The 11,961-nt window shown below is 60.1% G+C and carries 8 protein-coding genes and 4 tRNA genes; all 12 read right to left on the bottom strand.

All coding sequences use genetic code 11. From position 1 onward, the window contains the following. Window positions 1–6: 6 nt before the first annotated feature. Complete coding sequence (rpoB, locus tag QZM35_RS32200) at window positions 7–4,113, bottom strand: DNA-directed RNA polymerase subunit beta (protein WP_039339224.1); 4,107 nt, start codon at window positions 4,111–4,113, stop codon at window positions 7–9. Window positions 4,114–4,490: 377 nt separating this feature from the next. Continuing rightward, window positions 4,491–4,865 carry a 50S ribosomal protein L7/L12 gene (rplL, locus tag QZM35_RS32195; protein ID WP_021161757.1) on the bottom strand — a complete coding sequence of 125 codons (375 nt, stop codon included), beginning with the start codon at window positions 4,863–4,865 and terminating at the stop codon, window positions 4,491–4,493. A gap of 63 nt (window positions 4,866–4,928) precedes the next feature. Further along, on the bottom strand, window positions 4,929–5,426 hold the full coding sequence (gene rplJ, locus QZM35_RS32190) for a 50S ribosomal protein L10 (RefSeq protein WP_021161756.1): 498 nt from the start codon (window positions 5,424–5,426) through the stop codon (window positions 4,929–4,931). A 308-nt stretch (window positions 5,427–5,734) separates the two neighbouring features. Beyond that, a complete protein-coding gene (gene rplA, locus QZM35_RS32185) occupies window positions 5,735–6,433 on the bottom strand; it encodes a 50S ribosomal protein L1 (protein ID WP_006482906.1) in 699 nt (232 codons plus the stop codon). Beyond that, the gene (rplK, locus tag QZM35_RS32180) at window positions 6,434–6,865 is read right to left on the bottom strand and encodes a 50S ribosomal protein L11 (protein ID WP_006477201.1); all 432 of its coding nucleotides are present in this window, start codon (window positions 6,863–6,865) and stop codon (window positions 6,434–6,436) included. A 142-nt stretch (window positions 6,866–7,007) separates the two neighbouring features. Beyond that, on the bottom strand, window positions 7,008–7,565 hold the full coding sequence (gene nusG, locus QZM35_RS32175) for a transcription termination/antitermination protein NusG (RefSeq protein WP_006400672.1): 558 nt from the start codon (window positions 7,563–7,565) through the stop codon (window positions 7,008–7,010). Between the two features lies 1 nt (window position 7,566). After that, entirely contained in the window at window positions 7,567–7,947 is a 381-nt protein-coding gene (gene secE, locus QZM35_RS32170; protein ID WP_006482892.1) for a preprotein translocase subunit SecE, read from the bottom strand. A gap of 43 nt (window positions 7,948–7,990) precedes the next feature. Then, window positions 7,991–8,066, bottom strand: a tRNA-Trp gene (locus tag QZM35_RS32165). Between the two features lie 59 nt (window positions 8,067–8,125). After that, the gene (gene tuf / locus QZM35_RS32160) at window positions 8,126–9,316 is read right to left on the bottom strand and encodes an elongation factor Tu (RefSeq protein WP_011350666.1); all 1,191 of its coding nucleotides are present in this window, start codon (window positions 9,314–9,316) and stop codon (window positions 8,126–8,128) included. 66 nt (window positions 9,317–9,382) lie between these two features. After that, window positions 9,383–9,457, bottom strand: a tRNA-Thr gene (locus QZM35_RS32155). Window positions 9,458–9,481: 24 nt separating this feature from the next. Then, a tRNA-Gly gene (locus QZM35_RS32150) sits at window positions 9,482–9,555 on the bottom strand. Window positions 9,556–9,599: 44 nt separating this feature from the next. Continuing rightward, window positions 9,600–9,685 (bottom strand) — tRNA-Tyr (locus QZM35_RS32145). Window positions 9,686–11,961: the final 2,276 nt, after the last annotated feature.

Below are 11,961 nucleotides of genomic sequence, written 5' to 3'. Positions count from 1 at the left end.
GTCCGATTAATTGCGGTCGAGATCGATATCGATACCGAGCGAGCGGATTTCCTTCACGAGCACGTTGAAGGATTCCGGCATGCCTGCATCGATCACGTGATCGCCCTTGACGAGGTTTTCGTACACCTTCGTCCGGCCGGTCACGTCGTCCGACTTCACCGTCAGCATTTCCTGCAGCACGTAGGACGCGCCGTACGCTTCGAGTGCCCACACTTCCATTTCACCGAAACGCTGGCCACCGAACTGCGCCTTACCACCCAGCGGCTGCTGCGTGACGAGCGAGTACGGGCCGGTCGAACGCGCGTGCATCTTGTCGTCGACCAAGTGGTGCAGCTTCAGGTAGTGCATGTAGCCGAGCGTCACGCGACGTTCGAACATTTCACCCGTGCGGCCGTCGTACAGACGGACCTGGTTCTTCGACGGGTTCATGCCAAGCTGTTCAGCGATGTCGTCCGGGAACGCGAGGTCGAGCATCTTGCCCATTTCTTCCTCGGTCGCACCGTCGAACACCGGCGTTGCGAACGGCACGCCTTCGCGCAGGTTCTTCGCGAGTTCGAGGATCTCTTCGTCGGTGAAGCTTTCCAGGTCTTCCTGGCGGCCCGAGTCGTTGTAGATCTTCGTCAGGAACACGCGCAGTTCCTCGATCTTCGCCTGACGCTGCAGCATTTCGCCGATACGCCAGCCGAGGCCCTTCGCGGCCCAGCCGAGGTGCACTTCCAGAACCTGACCCACGTTCATCCGCGACGGAACGCCCAGCGGGTTCAGCACGACGTCTGCCGGACGGCCATCGGCCATGTACGGCATGTCTTCGATCGGGACGATCTTCGACACGACACCCTTGTTACCGTGACGACCTGCCATCTTGTCGCCAGGCTGCAGGCGACGCTTGACCGCGAGGTACACCTTGACCATCTTCAGCACGCCCGGCGGCAGTTCGTCGCCTTGCGTGAGCTTCTTGCGCTTCTCTTCGAACGCGAGGTCGAACTGGTGACGCTTTTCTTCGATCGAGTTCTTGATCGCTTCGAGCTGCGCCGCTGCTTCGTCGTCCGCGAGGCGGATGTCGAACCAGTGGTAGTGGTCGAGGTCTTCCAGGTAAGCCTGGTCGATCTTCGTGCCCTTCGCGAGCTTCTTCGGACCGCCGTTCGCGACCTTGCCCACGAGCATGCGTGCGAGACGCTGGAACGCGTCGCCTTCCACGATGCGCAGCTGGTCGTTCAGGTCGAGACGGTAGCGCTTCAGTTCGTCGTCGATGATCTGTTGCGCACGCTTGTCGCGCTGGATGCCTTCACGCGTGAACACCTGGACGTCGATCACGGTGCCGCTCATGCCCGACGGCACGCGCAGCGACGTGTCCTTCACGTCCGAGGCCTTCTCGCCGAAGATCGCGCGCAGCAGCTTCTCTTCCGGCGTCAGCTGGGTCTCGCCCTTCGGCGTGACCTTGCCGACCAGCACGTCGCCTGCTTCGACTTCAGCACCGATGTACACGATGCCCGATTCGTCGAGACGGCCGAGCTGGACTTCCGCCAGGTTCGAGATGTCGCGCGTGATTTCTTCCGGCCCGAGCTTCGTGTCACGTGCAACGACGTTCAGCTCTTCGATGTGGATCGACGTGTAGCGATCGTCGGCCACGACCTTCTCCGAGATCAGGATCGAATCCTCGAAGTTGTAGCCGTTCCACGGCATGAACGCGATCAGCATGTTCTGGCCGAGCGCGAGCTCGCCCAGGTCCGTCGAGGCGCCGTCGGCCAGCACGTCGCCGCGCGAGACCTTGTCGCCCATCTTCACGATCGGACGCTGGTTGATGTTCGTGTTCTGGTTCGAACGCGTGTACTTGATCAGGTTGTAGATGTCGACACCGACTTCACCTGCGACTGCTTCGTCGTCGTTCACGCGAATCACGATACGGCCTGCGTCGACATAGTCGACGACGCCGCCGCGGAACGCCTGAACCGTCGTACCCGAGTCGACCGCACAGGTGCGCTCGATGCCCGTACCGACGACCGGCTTTTCCGGACGCAGACACGGCACGGCCTGACGCTGCATGTTCGAACCCATCAGCGCACGGTTCGCGTCATCGTGCTCGAGGAACGGAATCAGCGAGGCTGCGACCGACACGATCTGCGACGGCGCGACGTCCATGTACTGGATACGGTCCGGCGTGACCATCATCGTTTCGCCGGCTTCACGCGACGACACGAGTTCGTCGATCAGCTGGCCGTTCTCGTCGATCGCGGCGTTTGCCTGCGCGATCATGTAGCGGCCTTCTTCGATCGCCGACAGGTAGTCGATCTGGTCGGTCACCTTGCTGTCCACGACCTTGCGGTACGGCGTCTCGAGGAAGCCATACTCGTTCAGGTGCGCATACAGTGCGAGCGAGTTGATCAGGCCGATGTTCGGACCTTCCGGCGTTTCGATCGGGCACACGCGGCCATAGTGGGTCGGGTGCACGTCGCGGACTTCAAAGCCTGCGCGTTCGCGCGTCAGACCGCCCGGGCCCAGTGCGGAAACACGACGCTTGTGCGTGATTTCCGACAGCGGGTTGGTTTGGTCCATGAACTGCGACAGCTGCGACGAACCGAAGAACTCGCGGATCGCCGACGAAATCGGCTTCGAGTTGATCAGGTCGTGCGGCATCAGGTTTTCGCTTTCGGCCTGGCCGAGGCGTTCCTTGACCGCGCGCTCGACACGCACGAGACCTGCGCGGAACTGGTTTTCCGCCAGTTCGCCGACGCAACGCACACGACGGTTGCCGAGGTGGTCGATGTCGTCCACTTCGCCCTTGCCGTTGCGCAGCTCGACGAGGATCTTGATCGTCGCGAGGATGTCGTCGTCCTGCAGCGTCATCGGGCCGGTGATCTCGTCACGGCTGACGCGGCGGTTGAACTTCATACGGCCGACCTTCGACAGGTCGTACGCTTCTTCGCTGTAGAACAGACGGTTGAACAGTGCCTCGACCGCTTCTTCGGTCGGCGGCTCGCCCGGACGCATCATGCGGTAGATCGCGATGCGCGCGGCCGTCTTGTCGGTCGTTTCGTCGACACGCAGCGTCGACGAGATGTACGGGCCCTGGTCCAGGTCGTTCGTGTAGAGCGTCTGGATGTCCTTGATGCCCGCTTCGCGCAGCTTCTCGAGCACGCTTTCCGTGACTTCGTCGTTCGCGCTCGCGATCACTTCGCCGGTGTCGCCGTCGACGACGTTCTTCGCCAGCACGCGGCCGAGCAGATAGTCTTCCGGCACCGAGATGAACTTGGTCTTCGCGGCTTCGAGGTCGCGAATGTGCTTCGCGTTGATCCGCTTGTCCTTCTGGACGATGACCTTGCCATCACGATCCGTGATGTCGAAGCGCGCGACTTCACCACGCAGGCGCTCGGGCACGAACTCGAGTTGCGCGCCTTCGTCCATCAGCGTGAAGTTGTCGAACACGAAGAAGTTCGCGAGGATCTGTTCCGGCGTGAGGCCGATGGCCTTCAGCAGGATCGTAACCGGCATCTTGCGGCGACGGTCGACGCGGAAGTACAGGATGTCCTTCGGATCGAATTCGAAGTCGAGCCACGAGCCGCGGTACGGAATGATCCGTGCCGAGAACAGCAGCTTGCCCGAGCTGTGCGTCTTGCCCTTGTCGTGTTCGAAGAACACGCCCGGCGAACGGTGCAGCTGCGAGACGATGACACGCTCGGTGCCGTTGATGACGAACGAGCCCGTCGGCGTCATGAGCGGAATTTCGCCCATGTACACTTCCTGCTCTTTCACTTCCTTGACGACCGGCTTGTTCGGCGATTCCTTGTCGAGGATGACAAGGCGGACCTTCGCGCGCAGCGCGGAGCAGTACGTCAGGCCGCGCTGCTGGCATTCCTTGATGTTGAATGCCGGCGCGGACAACGCATAGCTCACGAACTCGAGACGTGCGAAACCGTTGTGCGAAACAATGGGAAATACCGATGTGAACGCGGCCTGCAAACCTTCAGGCTTGCGTTGCGTGGCCGGCACATCGGCTTGCAGAAACGTGCTGAATGATTCAAGCTGGGTAGCCAGCAAGAAAGGAACTTGGTGAACGATGGGGCGCTTCGCGAAACTCTTGCGAATGCGCTTCTTCTCGGTGAAGGAATATTGCATACGATCTCCGAATCACGGCGGGTGCTATCGAGGCGGAATACCTGGACGTTTCAAACCCGAGTGTTCACCGACTGAGACCCGATGGCCGTCCGACGGCTTGAACGAGCCGAGAAGCTTGGTGGTTGGCCGCTACCAACCGCTGGCTGACGGCAGCGGATGCCTGTGTTGCCCGCTACCCGACCAAACTTGCCTTCTGCAGTCGCTTCAGAAGACAAAGAGAACCGCCATTCGTGACCAATGACAACGATCAGGCGGTTTTCTTTGGCTTCTGGGGCCGATTATTCGGGCTCCCGAATGAGTGCCAGAATAACGTCCCCACAAAGCACAAAAAGGCCGGCGGTGAAAATACCGCCAGCCTTCGCACAGCGCGCCGAAACTTACTTGACTTCGACCTTCGCGCCTGCTTCTTCCAGCTTCTTCTTGGCTTCTTCAGCAGCAGCCTTGTCGACGCCTTCCTTGACAGCCTTCGGTGCGCCGTCAACGACGTCCTTCGCTTCCTTCAGGCCCAGGCCCGTCAGTTCGCGAACTGCCTTGATGACTGCAACCTTGTTGCTGCCTGCTTCAGCCAGAACGACCGTGAATTCGGTCTTCTCTTCTGCTGCAGCAGCTGCGCCGCCGCCTGCCGGGCCAGCGACTGCCACTGCAGCTGCCGACACGCCAAACTTCTCTTCGAATGCCTTGACCAGTTCGTTCAGTTCCAGAACGGTCATCCCTTCGACTGCTGCCAGGATGTCTTCTTTTGCGATTGCCATTTGAAATACTCCTAAATTGAATTCGGATACAGCCAGCGATCAATGACGCTGATGCACGCTCGATTACGCAGCTTCCGCTTGCTTCTTCTCGGCCAGCGCGGCCAGAGCGCGCGCGAAGCCCGAAACAGGCGATTGCATAACGAACAGCAGCTTCGAGAGCAGTTCTTCGCGGCTCGGGATGCTTGCCAGCGCTTGCACGCCAGCCTTGTCCATCACCTTGCCATCGAACGAACCAGCCTTGATGACCAACTTGTCATTGCTCTTGCTGAAGTCGTTGACGACCTTAGCAGCAGCAATTGCATCTTCCGAGATGCCGTAGATCAACGGGCCAGTCATCTGCTCTGCCAGCGGAGCAAACGGCGTACCTTCAACAGCGCGACGCGCCAGCGTGTTCTTCAACACGCGCAGGTAAACCTGTTGCTCACGCGCTTTCGCGCGCAGCTTGGTCAGATCGCCAACCGCAATTCCACGATACTCAGCCAGCACAACGGTCTGGGCCTTCGCGACTTGCGCGGAAACCTCAGCGACGACGGCTTGCTTGTCTTCTCTATTAAGCGGCACGGTTAGCCTCCAGAAACGATACGTTCGGCGCGGCCGGCATGGCCGAAACCTCACGTACCTCGTTCAACAACGGCGTCCGACCTCGTTAGGAGTATTTCCACCTCACGCCGGGAATCGCTTCGCGGCCTGCGGCTTCACCACTGCAAAACTTTTTCGGGTTCGCCATCTGCGTTGGCTTGAATTAAGGGATCACCTGACTGCTGCGCCCCACCAACGGTCTTTGATAACCGGTTGCCCGCCCTACCGCACGAACAACCGCCCAAAGCCCATGTAGGCCGCTTCGCGAACGAAGCGGCCCGAATACTTGCTTACTGTGCTGCCAGCGTAGCCTGGTCGACACGCACGCCGACGCCCATCGTGCTCGACAGTGCGATCTTGCGCAGGTAGACGCCCTTGCTCGTTGCCGGCTTTGCCTTCTGCAGCGCTTCGATCAGTGCCGACAGGTTCGAACGCAGTGCGGTCGGCTCGAACGATGCACGGCCGATGGTCGCGTGGATGATACCGGCCTTGTCGACACGGAATTGCACCTGACCAGCCTTCGCGTTCTTGACGGCGGTTGCGACGTCCGGCGTGACCGTACCGACCTTCGGGTTCGGCATCAGGCCGCGCGGGCCCAGGATCTGGCCGAGCGTACCGACGATACGCATCGTGTCCGGCGAAGCGATCACGATGTCGAAGTCCATCTGGCCAGCCTTGATCTGCTCTGCCAGGTCTTCCATACCGACGATTTCCGCGCCTGCTGCACGCGCTTGTTCAGCCTTCTCGCCCTGCGCGAACACAGCAACGCGAACCGACTTGCCCGTACCTGCCGGCAGAACGACCGAACCACGAACGACTTGATCCGACTTCTTCGCATCGATGCCGAGCTGGACTGCGACGTCGATCGACTCGTCGAACTTCGCGCTCGCGCATTCCTTCACGAGGCTCAGTGCGTCTTCGATCGCGTACAGCTTCTGACGATCAACCTTGGCGGCAAATGCCTGACGGCGCTTGGAGATCTTAGCCATTTACACGCCCTCCACAGTGATGCCCATCGAGCGTGCGCTACCAGCGATGGTGCGAACGGCTGCGTCCAGATCAGCTGCCGTAAGATCCGGCATCTTGGTCTTCGCGATTTCTTCGGCTTGAGCGCGCGTGATCGAACCGACCTTGTCGGTGTGCGGCTTGCTCGAGCCCTTGTCCACCTTCGCCGCCTTCTTGATCAGGACGGTCGCCGGCGGCGTCTTCATCACGAACGTGAAGCTCTTGTCAGCGAATGCCGTGATGACCACCGGCACCGGCAGACCCGGCTCCATGCCTTGAGTCTGCGCGTTGAACGCCTTGCAGAACTCCATGATGTTCAGGCCGCGCTGGCCCAGTGCCGGACCGACCGGCGGCGACGGGTTGGCTTTACCTGCAGGGATCTGCAGCTTGATAAAGCCGATAATCTTCTTTGCCATTTGTGAACCTCATTGGAACGCCAGAGAAGGCGTTCGGTGAGTAATAACGCGCTTTCGCCACGGGCTACTGACGCTCCTCAACGGCCATGACGCGGACCGTAAGCGCGAAGGTGGGCAGCCGAGGCTGCCCACCGAATCGGGATCAAACTTTTTCGACCTGACCGAACTCGAGTTCGACCGGAGTGGATCGGCCAAAGATGGTGACCGACACACGCACGCGCGATTTTTCGTAGTTGACTTCTTCGACGGTGCCATTGAAGTCCGTGAACGGGCCTTCCTTGACACGCACCATCTCGCCGACTTCGAACAGGGTCTTCGGGCGCGGCTTCTCAACGCCTTCCTGCATCTGCGACATGATCTTCTCGACTTCCTTCGGGGAAATCGGGGTCGGGCGGTTGCGCGCACCGCCGACGAAACCGGTGACCTTCGCGGTGTTCTTCACGAGGTGCCACGTTTCGTCCGTCATTTCCATCTCAACCAGCACGTAGCCGGGGAAGAAACGACGCTCAGTCACTGCCTTGTGGCCGCCTTTGACTTCGACCACTTCTTCGGTCGGGACCAGGATCTGACCGAATTTGTCCTGCATGCCAGCACGTTCGATGCGCTCCTGAAGCGCACGCTGCACGCTCTTCTCCATACCGGAGTAGGCGTGCACGACGTACCAACGCTTTCCGCTCGGGGATGCCGGAGTATCGCTCATATCATTTCCAACCCAGAATCGCCGAGAAAATCACCCATTCGATCGATTTGTCACTCAACCAGAGGAAAATCGCCATCACGAGCACGAAACCGAACACGACGAGTGTGGTTTGCGTTGCTTCCTTGCGGGTGGGCCAAACGACCTTCCGGACTTCCTTGTACGAATCCTTGGCAAAGGCGATGAGACTCTTGCCAGGTGCGGACATCAGACCGACGGCCACGCCGGCGATGATACCTACCGCCAACGCAGCACCGCGGACATACCACTGCTGATTGGCCAGCCAGAAGAAGCCTACGAATCCGGCCAAGACCAACAATACGCCCAGGGCCAGCATCAGCTTATCGCCGGAGGTATTTACAGTTTCGACGGATGGATTCGCCATAACACCTTAAAACAAATGCCACGTAGGACACGTGGCTATTTTTTGGCAGGGGCAGAGGGAATCGAACCCCCAACCTTCGGTTTTGGAGACCGACGCTCTGCCAGTTGAGCTATACCCCTAAACCATGCTGGGGCTGGCTGTTGCCAGCCCCAAAACTGTCGATCAACGAATAACTGGCTTACTCGATGATCTTGGCGACGACGCCGGCGCCGACCGTACGGCCGCCTTCGCGGATTGCGAAGCGCAGACCTTCTTCCATCGCGATCGGAGCAATCAGCTTCACCGTGATCGACACGTTGTCGCCCGGCATCACCATTTCCTTGTCCTTCGGCAGCTCGATCGAGCCCGTCACGTCCGTCGTACGGAAGTAGAACTGCGGACGGTAGTTGTTGAAGAACGGCGTGTGACGACCGCCTTCGTCCTTGCTCAGCACGTACACTTCAGCCGTGAAGTGCGTGTGCGGCGTGATCGAACCCGGCTTCGCCAGAACCTGGCCACGCTCCACGTCTTCACGCTTCGTGCCGCGCAGCAGGATACCAACGTTGTCGCCTGCTTGACCTTGGTCCAGCAGCTTGCGGAACATTTCAACGCCCGTGCAGGTCGTCTTCACCGTCGGCTTGATACCGACGATTTCGATTTCTTCGCCGACCTTCACGATGCCGCGCTCAACGCGACCCGTCACAACCGTACCACGGCCCGAGATCGAGAACACGTCTTCCACCGGCATCAGGAACGCGCCGTCAACTGCACGCTCCGGCGTCGGGATGTACGTGTCCAGCGCGTCGGCCAGGCTCATGATCGCCACTTCGCCCAGCTCGCCCGTGTCGCCTTCCAGCGCCAGCTTGGCCGAACCCTTCACGATCGGCGTGTCGTCGCCCGGGAAGTCGTACTTCGACAGGAGTTCGCGAACTTCCATCTCGACCAGCTCGAGCAGTTCAGCGTCGTCCACCATGTCGCACTTGTTCAGGAACACGATGATGTACGGAACGCCAACCTGACGTGCCAGCAGGATGTGCTCACGCGTCTGCGGCATCGGGCCGTCTGCTGCCGAGCAAACCAGGATCGCGCCGTCCATCTGCGCTGCGCCCGTGATCATGTTCTTCACATAGTCAGCGTGGCCCGGGCAGTCGACGTGTGCGTAGTGGCGGTTAGCCGTTTCGTACTCGACGTGTGCCGTGTTGATCGTGATGCCGCGCGCCTTTTCTTCCGGTGCCGCGTCGATCTGGTCGTATGCCTTCGCTTCGCCGCCGAACTTCTTCGTCAGAACCGTCGTGATCGCTGCCGTCAGCGTCGTCTTGCCGTGGTCAACGTGACCAATCGTACCAACGTTCACGTGCGGCTTGGTCCGCTCAAATTTACCCTTGGCCATTTTCGACTCCCAGAAGGAATTTCACAGGTTGCGCCGCGCGCAAACAAGACACTGACTTTTTACTGCTGGTGCCCATGGGCAGGATCGAACTGCCGACCTCTCCCTTACCAAGGGAGTGCTCTACCACTGAGCCACATGGGCGCTTTACGCTTCAACTTCGCGGTCTGGAGCGGGTGAAGGGAATCGAACCCTCGTCGTAAGCTTGGAAGGCTTCTGCTCTACCATTGAGCTACACCCGCACGGGCCACAAACGATTCCTTACCGCTCACTGCGCTGATAATCTTGGTGGAGGAGGTTGGATTCGAACCAACGTAGGCGTAAGCCAACAGATTTACAGTCTGCCCCCTTTAGCCACTCGGGCACCCCTCCGTAGAGAACTGACGATTATGGGGGTGCATCGCACTTCTGTCAAGCGGATCCGGAAGATTATTTTCACTTCCTTCCCGACACCTGCTTGACCACCGATCTCCCGCCCTTGCCCGGCTAAGGCAAGCATGGGTGCTGCTGATCGGTGCCACATCTTCGTCAGACTCCGCCCTCAACGTCGATCTGCATCTACGCTGAAAACGAAAGACCGCCATCATACGACCTCTTCCGCACTCTGCCAAGCGGGTAAACGAAAAATTTCCGCAAATTTCGTGCCGAGTGGGCCCACCGATCCGCCCCCGATACTTTGGGGGATATTGCTTCCAATCTCACCGGCTGCCTGATCGGACCTGCGGGCGATATACGTGACGAGGCTTTCGGGCGTTTTCCAGCAACTGCATAGGATCCTGTGGCCACGGCTACCGACAGGAAGCGGTGCGCGCGACACCGACCCCAGCCGACTTCAGCCACAGCCGCGATACCATCGCAGACCAACTGCCCGCCTCCGGTTCTGATCCTCATGCGCCTGCTTGCCCGTGCGATGACCTGCATGGCTTTGACCGCGCATGCCGCCGGTCCGTCAGATGCCTGGTGTCGCTCGAGCACGATCACCAGGATCCGCCAGCAGGCACTGCCGACAGCCACGCCCCAGGACGCAGCGCGGCAGCTTCATTGCTCTCCGCATATGACCGACTGAAACCCGCGCTCGATGCCGGGCGCCTCGGTTCGGAACACGTCGGTTTCGTTGCCCCCCCGCTTAGCGAAGATGCAATCGCCTATGCGTGGCTGCTCAACGATGCGTCCACGTACCTCGTCGGCGCTGGCGATAGTGTGCTAGAAGGTGAGTCCGGCGGCCCAGCCCGCATCGACGCATTGCAGCCACTACTCGGCGATGATATGCGGCGCCGCCTGGGCCTGCCCCGCAGGCTTGTCGACGCGATCTCGGCGAACATTCTGCAATATGCCGCCCACTGCCTTTCACCATCACGCAAGCCGGCCAACGTCAACATCTGGACGGCCTACCGCAGCGAATCCACGGCATACGCAAGACATCCCGCATGCCCGTACGATGCCCGCCTCGTGCAGCTGAACGCTAGTACCTGCACAGGATTCGACGCCGGCGCGTTCTCCGCTCCGCATCCATCCGACGACGACGGAAAGCTGGCGTGCGACATCCAGTCTTCGACATCGACTGCTCGCTGCCCGGCGTTGGTCGTGCTAACCCGAAATCAACGCAGGAACACGGCCCACCGGTTTCCGCCGGGCGATGGCTCCGCACTCCGGGATCCGAGTACCGCATGCGTCGTGCGATCGACCGGCATCGACGCCGGCGGCAAGCACTTCGCGTTAATGGGTGAAGGGCGAAACTGCTTTGGCGGCACGGCGTATTCACTCATCGAAGAAATCGATGCGTTGCGAGATGGACAGCCCGTGCTTGTCAAAAGGACAGCGCGGATTTCTGATGCTATCGGGTCGACGAACTCGCGGACGCAGGTTCGCGCTAGCAGCGCCCCTGTCCATCCGGTGGGTTACACGCACCCGTTCCTTTGCTCAAGCCGACTTGAGCGAAGATGCAACGAATTGAGTCACAAACCACCCTGGATGGCTACACAATGCGATTCACGGCACGATTCGACTTCGTACGCTCGATGGGCATCAGCCACTCAGCGCGCGCAGCGAGAACGCGCCAAACGTCCATAGCGGCGACCCGTTGCCCGGTATGCTTGACGGCTCGTGTGGTGACGGAGGCCGTGAAACATGCTCGGTAGGCACGAAATTGCATTAGTGATTTTTGGCCGAGGATGAGCTCGATACGCCGATGAGCGACGCCCGAGAATCGGCAATCGAGGAGTTGGCAATGCCCCACCGGGCCGCAGCCCGGCGACGCTCAAATCTGCCCCGAGCGGTAGTCAGATACGCGAAATGGAGTCGCTACTCGACCTGGCCGCCGTCCTCGTGAACAGAGGGAAGATGGATGTTTGAATTTGGGTTTCAGCCAACGCCAGCTACCAGTGCGGAACCAGCTCGATCCGTTTGATCAGTAGCGCAACGCTGCGAGTTCTCGAGAACGGCAGGTGGCTGAATCGATGTATTCGGCGCCTGGATATGGCCAGGCCGTCCACTCCGCGTGCCCATGCATTTCCGCCGCTCAAATGCAAAAACCCCCGCCTTTCGGGCGGGGGTTCTTGGCTTAGGGAGCCTGACGATTACCTACTTTCACACGGGAATCCGCACTATCATCGGCGTAGAGTCGTTTCACGGTCCTGTTCGGGATGGGA

This window comes from Burkholderia sp. AU45274 (assembly GCF_030482505.1).
In the GTDB taxonomy this organism is placed as follows: domain Bacteria; phylum Pseudomonadota; class Gammaproteobacteria; order Burkholderiales; family Burkholderiaceae; genus Burkholderia.
This window is presented reverse-complemented; position numbering and strand designations above follow the sequence as displayed.

Coding starts and splice junctions, on each gene's coding strand:
- rpoB (WP_039339224.1), bottom strand. CDS start 4,113: ATGCAATATTCCTTCACCGAGAAGAAGCGCATTCGCAAGAGTTTCGCG.
- rplL (WP_021161757.1), bottom strand. CDS start 4,865: ATGGCAATCGCAAAAGAAGACATCCTGGCAGCAGTCGAAGGGATGACC.
- rplA (WP_006482906.1), bottom strand. CDS start 6,433: ATGGCTAAGATCTCCAAGCGCCGTCAGGCATTTGCCGCCAAGGTTGAT.
- rplK (WP_006477201.1), bottom strand. CDS start 6,865: ATGGCAAAGAAGATTATCGGCTTTATCAAGCTGCAGATCCCTGCAGGT.
- nusG (WP_006400672.1), bottom strand. CDS start 7,565: ATGAGCGATACTCCGGCATCCCCGAGCGGAAAGCGTTGGTACGTCGTG.
- secE (WP_006482892.1), bottom strand. CDS start 7,947: ATGGCGAATCCATCCGTCGAAACTGTAAATACCTCCGGCGATAAGCTG.
- tuf (WP_011350666.1), bottom strand. CDS start 9,316: ATGGCCAAGGGTAAATTTGAGCGGACCAAGCCGCACGTGAACGTTGGT.